The sequence below is a fragment of the Flavisolibacter nicotianae genome, from assembly GCF_003628535.1.
GTDB lineage: Bacteria > Bacteroidota > Bacteroidia > Chitinophagales > Chitinophagaceae > Flavisolibacter > Flavisolibacter nicotianae.
In genome coordinates, this window is sequence record NZ_RBCI01000002.1 from 706,748 (window position 1) to 723,408 (window position 16,661).

The window sequence follows — 16,661 nt, forward strand, 5'->3', positions numbered from 1 at the left end:
AACAGAAGATCAGTTGAACAGTAGACTAGACGAACAAGGACCAGGAGAAGAAGATTCCTTTGTTTATCTTCTGCTCGGAATATGCAGCCTGTCTTCATGCCGAGGAGAAGCATAAGCTGAAAGCACTTCATCGGTTCATCTGCTCTACACCAGCTTGTACATTTTTCCCGGCTGGGTTTGCACTACGCCTTGCAGTTCCAGGTTGAGGATGGCAGCGGCCACAGTGCTGCTGCTTAGTCCACTGGCGGCGTTGATCTCGTCGATATGAAGGGTTTCTTTGCCCTGTAAAAGCTGCAGGATGTTTTCTTCTTCCGGCGAAAGTTCGATGAACAGTTCCCGCTGCTTTTTGGCCTTTGCTTTTGTTTCCTTCCATCCCATGACGTCCAGCAGTTCGTCGGCATCGGTAAGTAGAATCGCTTTGTTGTATTTGATCAGGTGATTGCAACCCGAACTTGTCTTGTCGGTGGTTCGGCCGGGCACGGCAAACACGTCGCGGTTGTAGGCATCAGCCAGTTTGGCCGTAATCATGCTGCCGCCTTTGGTGGCTGTTTCTACCAGGATGGTCGCATCGCTCATCCCAGCCACAATGCGGTTGCGCAGCGGAAAGTTGTGTTTATCGGGTTGGGTGTTGTGAAAGAATTCCGTCAGGATGCCGCCACCGGCCGCGATCATTTCTTTGGCCAGGGCCGCGTGCTGTGAAGGATAGATCTTGTTCAGGCCATGGCCGACCACCCCGATTGTGGGCAGGTTGTTTTTCAGCGCCGCTTTGTGCGCAATGGCATCAATGCCAAACGCCAGCCCGCTGATCACGGTGATGTTTTGCGCGGCGAGATCGTGCACCAGTTTTTCCGTAAACTGTTTGCCGTAATCGGTGTTGCTACGTGTGCCCACAATGGCAAGGATTTTCGATGCATTCAGGTCGGCTGAGCCTTTGAAAAAAAGAAGGGTCGGCGAGTCGTAGCAATTGAGCAGGCGTTTCGGATAGGTTTCGTCGGTTAAAAAAAGCGGTGTGATCTTGTATTTCTCAATAAATCGCAGCTCCGTTTCCGCCAGGTGAAAATCATTGAAGCTTTTGATGCTTTTTGCACGCACTTCACCAATGCCTTCGATCTTTTCGAGCGACGATTGTTTGGCTTTGAAAATGGATGCGGCGTCGCCGAACTGCTGAACCAACACCTTTGCATGAACATCGCCGATGTTGGGAACAAGTGTCAGGGCTAATTGATAAAGCAGTTCGGAGTGCATGGGTTAGAAGACAGGGAGTGGTAAGATAGAAAAAAACTGTCATCCGTCATCTGGCATTTACTTTCCGGTTTCTGTCATTTTGGGGATTTCAAGTTGTTTGCAAATCAAATCACACAAGTTTTTATCCAATTGATTATGCCTTGGGACAGTTGTCTTTTTTTTGTTTGTTTGATTTTGCTAAACATCGTGCTTGCCGCCATGTCGGTGCAGAAAGCAGTTATTATTGGCAAGATGCTGAAGAAAACGATTTCTTTTTATCGACATCAGGCGATCGTTAAGTCTTCTTCCAAAACGATATTTTCAAGGCTCTTATCCTGCTGCATATCTTCAAGATAAAGCCGCAGTGCATCCAAAACGTTTTCCCTTGCTTCTTCGATTGTTTCCCCTTGAGTCAAAACTGCAGGGATTTCCTTTATTGTACCAATAAAATAGTCATCTCCTTTTACAATGGCGATCGTCAGTTTCATAAAACTAATTTACTATTTCTCCAGTACCCTTAGTTCTGTCCGCCGGTTCTGTGCCCGGCCGGCCTCCGTCTTGTTATCCGCTACCGGCTTGGTGGCGCCAAATCCTTTCGCAACCAGCCGTGTGCCTTTGATGCCTTTTGTGACCAGGTAATTCACCACGGCATAGGCCCGTGCCTGGGAAAGTTTTTGGTTATCGACGGCGCTGCCCACGTTGTCGGTATGGCCTTCCATCTGGATTTTCACCGTTGGGTTGTCCTGCAGGAACTGCACCACTTTGTCCAGCTCCACTTCTGATTCGGACTTGATGTCGAATTTATTGGTTTCGAAGAACAGGTTGCGCAACACGATGCCGGCCTGCACTTCGATCGGCTGCAGCGGGATGTCTTTCTGATAGGTGGAGTCGGCGGCTTTATTTTTCAGCGAATAGTTGTCGGAATAAAACAGGTAGCCTTTCCGGTTCACGTTGAAGGCGTAATCTTTCCCAACCGGAAGCGTGATCAGGTAATTGCCGGTTTCGTCGGTTTGCAGTTTGGAAATGGTTTGCTTCGAGGCAAGGTCAATCAATTCAACCGACGAAGGAAGACCGGCGTTGGTCTTGCTGTCGAAAACCTTTCCTTTCACCCAAAGCGTTTTTGCCGGACGTACATCTTCCCGTAATTCGAACGAGTAAATATCGAGCCCGCCCTTGCTGTCGCTGCGATCGCTGGCGTAGTAAGCGCTTTTGCCGTCGGCGGCGATGAACAAGGAGCCTTCGTGCTCAATGGTGTTGATCGGGTAACCAAGGTTTTCGGGTTTGCCCCATTTGCCGTCGGCGCCTTTCCGCACCACGAAAAGGTCTTCGCCGCCATAACCAGGCAGGCCGTTCGACGCAAAGAACATGGTCTGGTTATCGGCATGGATAAACGGCGTGGACTCATCCCCCGGGGTATTGATGCCGGGGCCCAGGTTTTCGGGTTCGCTCCAGCGTCCGCTCGAAAGCAAATGCGCCACGTAAATATCACTGCCACCCAATCCGCCGGGACGGCGGCTGGCAAAGTATAGATCGCGTTTATCCGGTGAAAGACAGGGCTGCGATTCCCAGTCTTCGGTATTGACCTTGTTCCCTAAATTGAAAGCCGGTGACCAGCCATCGGGTGTTTTGTACGAAATATAAATGTCGCAGCTCCCCTGGCCGTCGGGGCGGTTACAACCGGTGAACACCAGCCAGTTGCCATCCTGCGAAATGTTTTGGGCCCCTTCGTTTTGCTGCGTGTTGATGGCGCCGGGCAGTCGTACTGCTTTGTTCCAGGTATTGCCCTGTTTTTCGCTGGCAAAAAAGTCTTCGTTGAAGCTGTTGACCCTGCGGGTGAATACCAGGAGCTTCCCATCAATCGGCATTGACGGGAAATATTCCAGCTCGGCCGAGTTGACGGCATCACCGAGGTTTTGCGGTGCAAAAACATAGTTCCGGACCGGGTGCGTTTTGGCATAATCGACGGCAAACTGGTAATTCTTTTGCCTGTATTCGGCGGATTTTTTCGTGGTGGGATGTAGGTTCGGTCTTGCCAGAACGGTGTTGATTACCTGGAGTGCTTTTTCAAAATCGCCCTTGCCGGCCAGGTTGATGGAATAAGGCAGGAGGTAGTCGACCGTATACGCCGCATCGAGGGCAATGGCCTTTTCGTAGGTGGACACACTTTGGTTATAATCTTTTAGCTGGCCATAGATACCGGCAAGAGAGAGATAGGCATCGATGTAGTGATCGTCACGACCGATGGCCTGCTGCAGCAAAGCGATCGCCTCCTGGTATTTGGCCGCATCTGCCAGTTCCAGTGATTTTTCGTAAAGTGCGACCGCTTTTTTGTCCACTTTGGTGAGGTCGTTTTGTGCGGAAGCGGCAAAGAACAAAAACAGGAAACAGGCAAAAAGGGTGACGCGGTTCTTCATGAAATGAAGATAGCCAAGTCTCGCTTTTTACAGGGGGAGAACGAAAGTTTTTTAACGTTTACCGCTACGGCACATGAATGTACTTGTGAATTTGCAGCGACAGTTGCCATTGCGGGTTGGCCTTGATGTAGTCTACAATCAGCGGCGTTACCTGGTCGGCTTTCGACCATTCGGGTTGGAGAAACAACCTGCACGACGGCGATACCTGTGCCGCCCATTTTTCGGCCCAGGCAAAATCGGATTTATGAAATATCACCACTTTTAGCTCGCTGGCATGCGGCACAACGTCGGGTAATGGCGCCTTGAATTTTTTGGGGGAAAGCGTGATCCAGTCCAGTTCACCCGAAAGGGGCGAAGAGCCGGAGGTTTCAATGTGGACCCGCAGGCCGGCCTGGTGCAGGGCATGCGTCAATGCCGCCAGGTCGTGAAGCAGGGGCTCGCCGCCGGTGATCACCACGATTTGTGCCGGTGTTGTCTTTACCATATCCACGAGGCTTTGCACGGCGTAGAGCGGGTGCCTGTCGGCCTCCCAGCTTTCCTTTACATCGCACCAGACACAGCCCACGTCGCAGCCGGCAAGGCGAATGAAATAGGCCGCCTTGCCCTGGTGCACGCCTTCTCCCTGGAGGGTATAAAAATGTTCCATCACCGGCAACAGGCCTTCGCTGCTGCCGGTGGATAATGTTGCTTTTTCCTGTATGCTCGCTTCCTTCATTGTCGTTGAATCAGTCTTCACTAGTGGATGCTCTCACCCTGGTCTTCGTAATGTTTGATGGCACAGGCGCGGAAGGTGTTTTTCATCAGGGCTGCGATGGTCATTGGTCCTACACCGCCGGGAACAGGCGTGATGTACGAACATTTCGGGGCCACGTTTTCGTAGTCCACGTCGCCGCTGATCCGGAAGCCACTTTTTTTGGAGGCATCCGGAACCCGGGTGATACCCACATCAATCACTACCGCGCCGTCTTTTACCATGTCAGCGGTTACAAAACCCGGTTTGCCCAGTGCCGCCACGAGGATGTCGGCCGTTTGGCAAATTTCTTTTAGGTTCACGGTGCTTGAATGGCAAATGGTCACGGTGCAGTTGCCGGGATAACCGGCGCCGCTGAGCAAAATGCTCATTGGCCGGCCCACGATATTGCTGCGGCCAATCACCACGGCATGCTTGCCCTTTGTTTCGATTTTATAATGCTCCAGCATCAGCATAATGCCGTGTGGAGTGGCCGGCACAAATGTGGGTTGTCCCAGCACCATGCGGCCGACATTGTTCGGGTGAAACCCATCCACGTCTTTCGCCGGGTCGATGGTGTTGATCACTTCGTCGTCGGAAATGTGTTTGGGCAGCGGCAGTTGCACCAAAATGCCGTCCACATCCGGGTCGGTATTCAACTCGCGGATCATTTCCAGCAATTTCAATTCGGTAATGTTTTCTTCCAGTCTGATGAGCGTTGATTTAAATCCTACTTCCTGGCAGGCTTTCACCTTGGAGGCAACATAGGTTTCGCTGGCGCCGTTGTTTCCTACCAAAACCGCCACCAGGTGCGGAACGGGATTACCCCGGGAGGAAAGCTGTGCGACCTCGATTTTCAGCGAATCCTTGATGGCCTGCGCGGTCTCTTTTCCATTCAAAACTTGCATGGCGCAAAGATAGGTGGATGCCATTTGCCGCCGGTGGTTCTAACATTCCTTTGAGAGGATACGAATTAAACATTTCTTTATTATATTAGAAGAACCAATTGCTTTGGGTGAAAAAACTACTGCTTCTTCCTCTACTTTTATCTGCTTCGATTGCCGGTGGACAAATGGCCCGCTTTCCCGCTCATTGGGGATTAGCAGGCCTTGCGGCTTACAGCAACCGGTTTGCCGATGTGTTTTCGGCTGTCTCCAACCAGGCGGCTTTGGCGGCTGTCAAAAAATTCTCGGCCGGTGTTTCCGGCGAGCGCCGGTTTCTGCTGAAGTCGCTGAATGTTTCTTCTGTGGCCCTTGCACTGCCTACCGGCTCCGGGAATTTTGGTTGGCGCGCCGATTACGCCGGCAACCAGGCCCTGAATGAAACGACGCTTGGTCTTGCTTACGCCAGGAATGCGGGCAGCAAGATAGCCCTGGGCGTTCAATTCAATTACACAGGCCTGAAAGCAAGTGGCTACGGGTCTGCGTCCGCTCTCACGTTCGATCTATCGGTCCTGTGCCATCTCGGCACACAGTGGAATGCCGGCTTTCACGTCTACAACCCGCTGGGCAATGGATTTGGAAAAGAAAGCACCGAACAACTGCCCTATGTTTACGCGGCCGGCCTGGGCTACGACATTTCGCCACAGGTTTTTTTGGGTGTCGAGGCGGAAAAAATGGAAGGATGGCCACCCGGCATCAACACGGTTATACAGTACCGTCCTGCCGATCAGTTGTTTGCCCGGCTGGGCCTGCGGTCGGCTACGGCTGTTTTTGCCTTCGGCTTCGGGGTGCAACTGAATCGTGTCAGGTTAGAAGCGTTGGCTTCCCTGCATCCTTACCTGGGAACCACTCCCGGGTTGTCCATTCTTTATGCTCCATTGGAATGAAAGGGGTTTTCGTCATACTATTCTTATTGGTAGCGGCAATGGGCTTTTCGCAGGACGTACCGCCTGTAACCGAGCAGCAACTGGAAAACCTGGGCGATGAAGCTCCCGAGGATGATGCCTTCCTGCAACAACTCGTTTTTTACCGGAACAACCCGCTCAACCTGAATACGGCAACTCCCGAAGACCTGTACGCCTTGCGGCTGCTGAACGAACTTCAGGTGCAAAGTCTGGTGCGCCACCGGCAGCTTTTCGGCAAACTGCTCTCCATTTATGAACTGCAGGCGGTGCAGGGCTTCGACCTTCAGACCATCCGGAAACTGCTCCCCTTTGTTTTTGTAGGAGAAGCACAATCGATAGGGGAGGCGCTGACTACCCGCCTGCGAAACGGCAGCCAGTCGGTACTTTTTCGCCTGGGCCGGGTACTTGAAAAGGCGAAAGGCTACGATACAACCCGAAAAACACATTATCTCGGCGATCCTTACCGGATGCAATTGCGCTATACCTACCAATATAAAAACCTACTCTATTACGGTGTAGTAGCAGACAAAGACGCCGGGGAGCAATTTTTTCGCGGAGCGCAACGATGGGGCTTTGACTTTTACTCGGTTCATCTTTTTGCCCGCAATCTTGGAAAGCTGAAGGCGGTTGCCCTTGGCGACTATGTTGTGAACCTTGGCCAGGGGCTTACGCAATGGCAGTCCATGGGATTTGGCAAAAGTTCGGAAGTACTGGCGGTGAAACGGCAGGCGCCTGTTCTGTTGCCCTACCGGTCGGCAGGTGAGTTCAATTTTAACCGTGGCGCTGCGGCAACGGCGCAATGGGGCGCCTGGGAGGCGACCACGTTCGTGTCGTATAAAAAGTTTAGCGGCAACCGGGTAGCCGATTCGGTGGAGCGCTTTACCTCGTTCGGAACGTCGGGCTATTACCGCACGCCATCCGAAGTCGAAGACCGGTACCGCCTTTCTGATTTTTCCGCAGGAGCGAACTTCTCTTACAACCGCACCAGCCTTAAAGTGGGTGCCAACGCAGTTTTTCACCGGTTTTCGCAGCCGCTGCAAAAAAGTGCTGAGCCCTATAACCTGTTTGCCTTTTCGGGAACGACCCTGCTTTTGGGGAGCGTGGATTATAGTTATACCTATAAGAATGTCCACTTTTTTGGCGAGGCTGCTGTCAACGGGGAACGCCGTATTGCCCTGGTGCAGGGCGCCCTGGTCAGCATGGATCCGAAACTTGATCTTTCTTTCCTGTTCCGTAAAATTCAAAAAGACTACAGTGCGCCGTTCGGAAATGCCTTTACAGAAAGCGCCCTGCCCGCCAACGAAACCGGTTTTTATGCAGGGATTCAACTCAGGCCTTCTGCCGCCTGGCTGGTATCGGCCTATGCCGATGTATACCATTTCTCCTTTCTCCGTTACCGGATTAGTTCCCCGGCAAGGGGCCGCGACTTCCTGGTCGGGCTGAGCTATGCGCCAAACAAAACTTTCGGCGCCTACCTGCGGTTTCGCGGCGAAAGCAAGCCGCTTGATCCGGCGGTTGGGGTCATCCGGACTCCAGAACTCCAGACACGAAAGAACCTGCGGCTGCATTTTTCCCTTGAACCCCATCGCGGCCCTTCTGTCAAAGGCAGGCTGGAAAAGACCTGGTTTCTGATGGACGGCAAACGGGAAGAGGGATTTTTGTCGTTTGCCGAGACGGCGATTCGACCCGGGACAAAATGGAGCGGCCAGCTACGCCTGCAATATTTTCAAACCAGCAGTTACGATACCCGTATTTATGCCTATGAAAGCGATGTGCTCTACAGTTTTTCCATCCCGGCTTTTTTCGACAAGGGACTTCGCTACTATATTAATATCAACTGGCACCCGGCAAAACGGTGGATCTTCTGGACACGTTTTGCCCAAACACTCTACGCGGGAAGAGGCACTGTCGGTTCAGGTTTGGACGAAACCGAGGGCCACCGCCGAACCGAGGTAAAAGCACAGGTTCAGTATCGCTTTTAGCCTGATAATCATGCATGTACTATATTTTTTATGCGACATAGAAAAGCAAATTTTTTTTGGCGGTGTTAAAAAAAACATAACTTGTCGCAGCAAAAATGGGAAAACTACTGTCTCTTATTCATTCTTTAACCCGCAGGACCTCACCCTGCATTTATGCATTTTAACTCAAAAAAAAAGTACATGAGAAAAGTTCAATTCTTGCTCTGCATGCTATTGCTGACTGCTGTAGCATTTGCCCAGCGCACCGTGACGGGCAGAGTTGCAGATGCACAAGGGAATGCCGTTCCCTTCGCGTCTGTAACGGTCAAAGGCACCAACACCGGGGTGGCTGCCGATGACAACGGCCGATTTAGCATCCAAGCCCCGGCAAACAGCACCCTGGTCATTACTGCCTCGGGTTTCCAGGCAACCGAATTCAAAGTCGGTAACCAGACAAACGTCAATATTACTATTGGCGGACAGACCAACCTGAGCGAAGTGGTGGTAACAACCGCCCTCGGTATCAAAAGAAGGCCGAAGGAACTGGGTTATTCTGCCACCAACGTAACTACGGAAGAACTGACCGTAGGCCGTTCGCCCCAGGTGGCGGCAGGTCTGTCGGGCAAGGTTTCCGGCCTGGCGATCTTCAACGTGGACAACAGTGTTGATCCCCAGACCAAGATCGTGTTGCGCGGTTACCGCTCACTGACAGGTAGCAACGACGCCCTGATCGTGATCGACGGAATTCCCAATACATCGCAAAGCGTACTCTCCCTCATCAACCCTAATGATATTGAAAGCGTTACCATCCTGAAAGGTGGTCAGGCTGCTACATTGTACGGTTCGCAAGGTGTAAACGGTGCCGTGGTCATCACAACGAAAAAAGGACAAGCCGGCAAAGGAAGAATTACGTTTTCTTCTTCGGCCAACTTCGACAAACTTTCCTGGTTGCCTTCGTTCCAGGATCAATACGGAAACGGTTCTGCTTATACAGCCGGTTACGGTACTGCGGGTTACCTGCCGAACTACCTGGACCGCATGAAAGACAACTGGCGTCCGTTTGAAAACCAGCAATTTGGTGATCCTTATAATGGCGAGCCCCGGATTCTTGGTCGTGTACTGGAAGATGGCTCCAAGCTGATCGTTCCGTATGCTGCGATCCCCGGCGAAAGAAGAAAGCAGTGGAACACGGGTTATACATTCAACAACCAGGCTGCTTATTCCGGTGGCGATGCCGGTAATACCTATTACCTGTCGATTGAAAACAACAACACCCATGGTATCGTTCCCCACGATAAGTCGAACAGGACAGGTGTGCGTTTTGCGGCCAGCAAGCAGGCCGACCGCCTCAGCATGAACTTCGCCGGAAACTACGTGCAGGCAAATTTCGACCGTACCACTTCCGACTTCTATTTTGATGTGCTGAACACAGCGGCACACGTTCCCCTGTCGACCCTGCGTGACTGGAAAACAAATAAGTTCGCCAACCCGAACGGTTACTACAACGACTATTACAACAACCCGTATTTCAACGCGGATAACAACCGCCAGGTGTATACTGACTATAACCTGAACGGTAGCTTCGATCTGAACTACAATTTTGCCAAATGGTTGTCTGCACACAACACGGTTGGTTTGATTAACAACAACCGTGTTCGTAAAAACTACACCGGCCAGTTTTTTTATACAGACTGGGCAAAAAACAGTGCCTATGTTCCGGCTCCCTGGGATTGGGCGAACGACTATGATGGTATCGACCGTGCATCCACTGACATCCAGGGCGGCGTATACGACAGAACCCTGACGGAGACTGTTATGACCAACAACTTCGCGGTAACAGCCAGCAAAGATTTTGGCGACTTCCGCAACAAGTTGATCCTGGGTCAGCAGCTCTACCAGCGCAAAACCAAGGACATCGCGGTTGGTTCTGGCTCGCTTGTACAGCCCGGCCTTTACAACGTGGGTAACCGCCGTGGCGAATTGAGCGGAGGTGAAGCCAACAGCCTGGAAAGAAAGTGGGGTTATTATGCCGACTTTACCACAGGTTGGAAAGAGCAATTGTTCGTGCACGCTTCATTGCGCTACGATGGTACTTCCCGCTTCTATGCTTCGGGCAGAACCGCCAGCCTCTACCAGTATCCTTATTATGGTGTTGACGTATCGTACATCCTGACAGACGCCATTCCCAGCCTGAAGAGCAGCACATTCAACTATGCCAAGCTGCGTGCAAGCTGGAACAAGAATGCCAACGATAACATTCCTGTTTATGGTTTGGATCTTCAGTTTAATCCAACCGGTGGTTTCCCCTTTGGCAACACAGTGGGCTACAGCGTGGGTGATGTATTGCCTGATCAAAACCTGAAGCCTGAATTCGTTTATACTTCTGAAGTGGGTGGTGAGTTCCAGTTCTGGAACAGCCGCGTGAACCTGGAAGCAACAGCTTACTGGCAGCGTTCGGTTGACCAGGTGCTTACGGTAAAAGTTTCTAACACTACCGGTTCTCCTTACCTGCGGTTGAACGTGGGTGAATCCAAGAACTGGGGTTATGAGACAGACCTGCGTGTTCAGATCATCAAGGCCCGTAACCTGAGTTGGGAAATGAGTGCCCGTTACTCGTACAACCAGAACAAGGTCACAGACCTTTACCAGGGTGTTGACCAGTTTGCCTATGGTGGTTATGCCTATGCGCAAACCTATGTGATCAAGAACCAGAGCTTCCCGCAAATGAAAGCGACAGCCTATGTTAGAGACCCGGCCACAAGCCGCGTGATCGTGGATAAAACAACGGGGTATCCCATCCTGTCTTCTGACCTCGTGCAGTTTGGCCGTACAACGCCTCCGCACATTGCCGGCCTGGGTACCCGCCTGCGTGTGCAAAACTTTACCCTGACTGCCAATGCCGAATACCGTGGCGGAAACGTGATCTTCCACCAACTGGGCCGCGACATGACCTTCACAGGTGCCGGTGGATGGACATCTGAGCGTACGCCGCACATTTTCCCCAACTCCGCTTATAACGATGGTACCGGAAAATATGTTCCAAACACCACTGTTAATGTTCGTGAGTCGGAATACGCTTTGTGGGTAAACTACTACCGCCTGATCGCTGAGAACTTCGTGACACCGGGTTGGTTCATCAAGCTGAGAGATGTGAATCTTTCGTACAACCTTCCGGGCAACCTTATCCGCGGTTCCAAGATCCTGCAAGGGGCATCGGTTGCTGTGTACGGACGTAACCTGTTCACGATCGTTGACAAGAAAAATGTCTTTACCGATCCTGAGTTCAGCTACACAACCGGTAACGGCCAGGGTATTAATAACTCCCTGAACACGCCGCCCGTGCGCCAGTACGGTATCAACTTAAATCTCACATTCTAATTGATAAAATAATTTGAAGTCCATGAAATTGAAAGTCGTATTATTTGCAGCAACCCTTGCGGGGGTCGTTGGGACCGGCTGTAAAAAGAGCTGGCTCGACGTGAACAAAGACCCGAACAACATAACCGGGCAAGCCAGTGTATCGCTGGTATTTACAAACGCTCTGGCCACTACCGTGGCCAATGAAGTCGATCAGAATGAACTGGGTTCTTACTGGTCGGGCCAGTGGACGCAATCGAGCTCCTATATCTTTAGTGCAACCACGTTTGCGTACCAGTTCACTAACTCCAACTTCAATTATTTCGACCCGATCTTCGACAACCTGGAAGACTACCAGTATGTGATCGACAAGTCGGAAGCCACCAGCCAGCCTTATTTCAAAGGCCCTGCCCAGGTGATGAAAGCCTACCTGTTTCAAAAGCTCGTTGACATGTATGGTGACGTGCCGTTCAACGAAGCCTTGAAGGGTACCGCGAAACTTTTCCCAAAGTATGACGACCAGAAGGCCGTTTACGAATCGCTGATCCCATTGTTGGATTCGGCTATTGCCAACCTGAAAGCCAACGCTTTTGCCAGCAGTAATACTGCGCCTGACATCAGCACGGCTGGCTCACTGGGAGCTGGCAGCCGTACCAAGTGGATCAAATTTGCCAATACGGTGAAACTGCGCATTTTGATCCGTCAAAGCCGCATTTCCGGTCGCGACGCTTACATTGTACCGCAGCTTCAGAAGATCATCCAGGAAGGAACCGGTTTTCTCGATGCAGGTCAGGATATGGCAGTTAACCCCGGTTATTTGCAAACAACCGGAAAGCAAAATCCCATGTTTGACAGATGGGGATATAACCCTGCGGGCTCAAAGCAATCCCTGGGTCGTTATCCAAGACCGACAAAGTATCTGTTCGATGTTCTGAAGGCAACGAACGATACGTTCCGCCTGAAACGCATTGCCTATGCAAAAGGTGGTGAAAGCGGTACATCGGGTGTCAGCACTGCTCCTGAGATCGTGGACAACTATGTTGGTGTTCCGTATGGTGCACCCAGTGGTTACACGGCTCCGTCCACTTCGTACATCGGGCCTTCTGTCATTGCCAAGGGCAAATACAACAATCCTTTGTACCTGATCACGGCTGCCGAGTCGCTTTTCCTGCAGGCCGAAGCGGCTTACCGCTATGGCGCTCAGGTTACGTTCCCGATGACGGCCAAGGACTATTATGAAGCTGGCGTACGTGAATCGTTCCGTTTGCTGGGCGTTCCCAGCGCTTCTGCCCGTGCAACTGAATTGCTGACCAGCGGTAAGGATAATGCCGACTGGACTGCATCAACGGACAAGTTGCATGCCATCTGGACACAAAAGTGGCTGGCCCTCGTGAACTTTGGCGGCATGGAAGCCTGGACGGAATACCGCCGGACGAACTATCCGCAAATTCCCGAATCGGCCGGTGCCGCTGCAGGTGCTGCTGTTCCTGTTCGTCTGTACTATCCCAACACGGAAGTAGGTGCCAACAGCAATACGCCAAAGCAAGCAACCGACGTTGTATTTAAAAACAGGCTTTTCTGGGACGTTGATTAATCGTTTCCATAACAAGTTAAAGGCTGTCCGTTTGGGCAGCCTTTTTTTATGCAAATACCGCCTGTCCGGTTTTGCTGGCCAGGCTGTTTTTTCCCAAAGGATTAGGGCAGAAGCTTTACATTTGAAGACAATTCTTTTATGCAACAGGAACAACAACCCCAGAACCAGATCAACATTGAAATAACAGAGGAAGTGGCCGAAGGAACCTATGCCAACCTGGCCATCATCACACACTCCCATGCTGAATTTGTAATTGACTTTGTAAACGTGATGCCCGGCACGCCAAAAAGTAAAGTCAAAAGCCGCATCATCTTTACTCCCCAACATGCCAAGCGCTTTATGAAAGCCCTGACCGAAAATATTCAGCGCTACGAAGCGGCGAACGGCACCATAAAAGACCTGGAAGAAATGCATATCCCGCTCACCTTTGGCGGACCGACCGCACAAGCGTAATGGTTTCTTGTTTTTGGTCTTTGGTATTTCGTCGTTGGCCTTCGGTGGCTTACCGTTAAGGATTTTCGTCTTTAAATTTTAGGCCTCTTACAACAGATTTATTGAGATAGGAAATTGTGCAGTGAGCATTTGCCGATTCCATTCATGATCTCAACTATGGATGAATTCGCCTGAGCTTTGCCGGCCCAATCCTTCAACGATATTGTCCCATCACTGATCCCGAGGATCGGTTTACCTGATCTTTTAAAGCAAAATCTTTCGCGAACCTGTTTTTGTGGCTTACATAAAAGAGTTGCTGGCAAAGTTCCCTTTGATTTTTGCCACACCTTTATTCAAATCAAGAGATGGCTGCAATAACAAAAGACTAACGACTAAAAGCCAGCAGCTATAGCAATCCCTCATCTGCAAAACTGTAATACCCGTCATCGCTAACGATCAGGTGGTCGAGAACTTTGATGTCGAAATACCTAGCGGCTTCCTTGATTTTATAGGTGAGTTCTTCGTCTGCCTTGCTGGGACGAAGGCTGCCCGAGGGGTGGTTATGACAGAGAATAAGGCTGACCGCGTCTTCTTCCAGCGCTTTTTTTAAGATGATCCGCGGATCGGCCACCGTGCCCGTTATGCCCCCTTCACTGATAATTTTAAAATGATTGATCTTGTTGGCGCGGTTGAGAAAGACAACAGCAAACACTTCGTGCCTGTAATCTCTTAGCGAGGTTTGCAGGTAGGTGGCCACATCGGCACTGCTGGTGACAACGGGTTTTTCGAGCGATGCGGCAGCCTGGCGCCTTCGGCCCAGTTCCAATGCGGCCACAATGCTGATGGCTTTGGCTTCGCCGATGCCCTTTATCCTCATGAGGTCTTTTACGGAAAGTTTGCCCAGTTCCAGCAGGTTGTTTTTACCGCTTTGCAACACTTCCTGCGCCAGTTCTACCGCACTTTTCTGGCGTGTGCCGTTGATGATCAAAATAGCAAGCAGCTCCGAATTGCTTAAAACCGCAGCGCCTTTGGCAAGTAGTTTTTCGCGTGGACGATCGTCTTTTGCCCATGCTTTAATTGGGTGGTTCTGCTCTTGCATCACCCAAGTTTAACATATAATTTTGGTATTGTCAATCATTCTATGAACCACTAAAGCCAACTCTTATGAAACGCAATTCTACCTCTTTAATGGGTGCTTTACATCCGGTATTCTTCATGCTGATGGTGTATGCCATCTCGGTTTTTATGGCCTTCTTTGTTTGCAATGTCGTGTACAACAGCCTGCACAAAGCTGACTCGCTGGCGGTGAAAGACGACAGCAATATTGCACACCTGACGGTTTTAAAGTAATTTTTCAATGGCTGAAAATTCTTGGTAGGCTTCTGCCTATCTTCGCCGCACATTTTCAGCCATGAATCCCAATGCGAAGATTTTTGCTGGGACCGGATCGCAAAATCTTGCTGAACAAATCTGCAGGAGCTACGGTTGCCAGCTTGGTAAAATCAATATCCAAAAGTTCAGCGACGGCGAAATCCAGCCGATTTTTCTTGAAAGCGTCCGCGGCGATTTTGTTTTCCTGGTGCAAAGTACCTATGCGCCGGCCGACAACCTGATGGAGCTCCTGCTCATGATCGATGCGGCCCGACGTGCCTCCGCCTATAAAATCATTGTCGTACTTCCGTACTACGGGTATGCCCGCCAGGATCGGAAGGATCGTCCCCGCGTAGCCATCGGTGCCAAACTGGTGGCCAATATGCTCACCGCTGCCGGTGCTGACCGGGTGATCACCATGGACCTGCACGCCCCGCAGATCCAAGGGTACTTCGACATCCCGGTGGACCACCTCGACTCCTCAGCCGTTTTTATACCTTATATAACACAATTGCGCCTCGAAAACCTTACTTTTGCGGCCCCTGACGTAGGCGCTACCAACCGCATTCGTGAGATTGCCAATTATTTCGAAGCCGAAATGGTGATTTGCGACAAACACCGCAAGCGGGCCAACGAGATTGCCAGCATGGTGGTGATTGGTGACGTAACCGACAAGGATATTGTGATCATCGACGATATCTGCGACACGGCAGGAACGCTGAAGAAAGCGGCCGCTCTTTTAAAGGAAAAAGGTGCACGTAGTGTGCGGGCCCTCATCACCCACGCGGTGTTAAGCGGCAAGGCTTACGAAAATATCGAGGAAAGTGTGCTGGAAGAATTGGTGGTCTGTGACACCATTCCGCTGAAGAAACCTTCGTCCAAGGTCAAGTGCATCACGACGGCCGAACTTTTTGCAGTCGCCATCCGCAATGCGTACGAGAACAAGAGCATCAACAACCTGTTCTTTCACTCGCAGCGGAGGGACAAATAAGCTGACAGCTAACCGCTATCGGCTACAAGAATTTTTTTTAAACAAACACTCATACAATGAAGACAATTACAATCGAAGGACAACTGAGGACCGAACATGGCAAGTCAGCCACCCGCCAGCTTCGCTCTCAGGAACTCGTGCCTGGTGTAATTTACGGGGGTGCACAGGAAATTAATTTTTCTGCTCCGGCCAAGGCTTTCAAGCCATTGGTGTATACACCGAACTTCCAGTTGGCAAACGTAACCGTAGACGGCAAAACCTACCGTTGCATTCTGAAAGACCTTCAATTCGACAAGGTCAGCGATCAGCTGATCCACGTTGACCTGCTGGAACTGGTAGAAGACAAAAAAGTGATCGCTACCATTCCCCTGAAGTTTACAGGTACAGCTGCAGGTGTAAGAGCCGGTGGTCGCCTGGTGCCCAAAATGAAATCACTGAAGGTGAAAACGTACCCGAAGCACCTGAGGGAGCAAATCGAAGTGCCGGTAGATGCGTTGGAAATCGGCGAAAACCTGCGTGTACAAGACGTAAAAGATCCGAATTACGAGATCATAAACTCTCCACGGATTCCTATCGTTTCTGTTGTCACAACACGTGCCCTGCGTCAGGAAGAAGCGGCTGCCGCTCCTGCAAAAGGTGCCAAAAAATAACCACGGATTCCCTGGTTTTTAAATGGATTAACAGGATTGTTTCGAAAGAAACAGTCCTGTTTTCATTTTAGCCGGGTACGAAACGACTTTA

At 50.9% G+C, this 16,661-nt stretch carries 14 protein-coding genes; 8 read left to right on the plus strand and 6 right to left on the minus strand.

The genetic code is table 11. From position 1 onward, the window contains the following. Positions 1-144 precede the first annotated feature (144 nt). The 5 genes from dprA to folD form a co-directional block, all read right to left on the minus strand. On the minus strand, positions 145-1,245 hold the full coding sequence (gene dprA / locus D6024_RS08140) for a DNA-processing protein DprA (protein ID WP_121354070.1): 1,101 nt from the start codon (positions 1,243-1,245) through the stop codon (positions 145-147). Positions 1,246-1,508: 263 nt separating this feature from the next. After that, positions 1,509-1,712 (minus strand): type II toxin-antitoxin system HicB family antitoxin, encoded by a 204-nt coding sequence (locus D6024_RS08150; protein WP_121354071.1) that lies wholly within the window; start codon positions 1,710-1,712, stop codon positions 1,509-1,511. 12 nt (positions 1,713-1,724) lie between these two features. Further along, entirely contained in the window at positions 1,725-3,638 is a 1,914-nt protein-coding gene (locus tag D6024_RS08155; RefSeq protein ID WP_121354072.1) for an OmpA family protein, read from the minus strand. A gap of 64 nt (positions 3,639-3,702) precedes the next feature. Continuing rightward, the gene (locus D6024_RS08160) at positions 3,703-4,353 is read right to left on the minus strand and encodes a 7-carboxy-7-deazaguanine synthase QueE (protein WP_240409986.1); all 651 of its coding nucleotides are present in this window, start codon (positions 4,351-4,353) and stop codon (positions 3,703-3,705) included. Between the two features lie 20 nt (positions 4,354-4,373). Continuing rightward, a complete protein-coding gene (gene folD / locus D6024_RS08165; protein ID WP_317125265.1) occupies positions 4,374-5,300 on the minus strand; it encodes a bifunctional methylenetetrahydrofolate dehydrogenase/methenyltetrahydrofolate cyclohydrolase FolD in 927 nt (308 codons plus the stop codon). A gap of 83 nt (positions 5,301-5,383) precedes the next feature. On the opposite strand from folD, the gene D6024_RS26615 reads away from it, so the two are divergent. From D6024_RS26615 to D6024_RS08190, 5 genes are all read left to right on the plus strand, one after another. Next, positions 5,384-6,196 (plus strand): hypothetical protein, encoded by an 813-nt coding sequence (locus tag D6024_RS26615; protein WP_162944629.1) that lies wholly within the window; start codon positions 5,384-5,386, stop codon positions 6,194-6,196. Continuing rightward, on the plus strand, positions 6,193-8,196 hold the full coding sequence (locus tag D6024_RS08175) for a ComEA family DNA-binding protein (RefSeq protein WP_162944630.1): 2,004 nt from the start codon (positions 6,193-6,195) through the stop codon (positions 8,194-8,196). The genes D6024_RS26615 and D6024_RS08175 overlap by 4 nt, the downstream gene beginning before the upstream one ends. Positions 8,197-8,376: 180 nt before the next feature. Then, positions 8,377-11,553, plus strand: coding sequence for a SusC/RagA family TonB-linked outer membrane protein (locus D6024_RS08180; RefSeq protein ID WP_121354076.1), 3,177 nt, complete (start codon positions 8,377-8,379; stop codon positions 11,551-11,553). Between the two features lie 22 nt (positions 11,554-11,575). Next, on the plus strand, positions 11,576-13,126 hold the full coding sequence (locus D6024_RS08185) for a SusD/RagB family nutrient-binding outer membrane lipoprotein (protein WP_121354077.1): 1,551 nt from the start codon (positions 11,576-11,578) through the stop codon (positions 13,124-13,126). Positions 13,127-13,264: 138 nt separating this feature from the next. Continuing rightward, on the plus strand, positions 13,265-13,579 hold the full coding sequence (locus D6024_RS08190) for a DUF3467 domain-containing protein (protein ID WP_121354078.1): 315 nt from the start codon (positions 13,265-13,267) through the stop codon (positions 13,577-13,579). A 385-nt stretch (positions 13,580-13,964) separates the two neighbouring features. On the opposite strand, the gene radC is transcribed toward D6024_RS08190, so the two are convergent. Beyond that, on the minus strand, positions 13,965-14,657 hold the full coding sequence (radC, locus tag D6024_RS08195) for a RadC family protein (RefSeq protein ID WP_121354079.1): 693 nt from the start codon (positions 14,655-14,657) through the stop codon (positions 13,965-13,967). Between the two features lie 65 nt (positions 14,658-14,722). Between radC and D6024_RS26620 the strand changes: the two genes are divergently transcribed. From D6024_RS26620 to D6024_RS08205, 3 genes are all read left to right on the plus strand, one after another. After that, positions 14,723-14,908 carry a hypothetical protein gene (locus tag D6024_RS26620; protein ID WP_162944631.1) on the plus strand — a complete coding sequence of 62 codons (186 nt, stop codon included), beginning with the start codon at positions 14,723-14,725 and terminating at the stop codon, positions 14,906-14,908. 61 nt (positions 14,909-14,969) lie between these two features. After that, positions 14,970-15,920, plus strand: coding sequence for a ribose-phosphate pyrophosphokinase (locus tag D6024_RS08200; protein ID WP_121354080.1), 951 nt, complete (start codon positions 14,970-14,972; stop codon positions 15,918-15,920). A 56-nt stretch (positions 15,921-15,976) separates the two neighbouring features. Further along, positions 15,977-16,570, plus strand: coding sequence for a 50S ribosomal protein L25 (locus D6024_RS08205; protein ID WP_121354081.1), 594 nt, complete (start codon positions 15,977-15,979; stop codon positions 16,568-16,570). Positions 16,571-16,661: the final 91 nt, after the last annotated feature.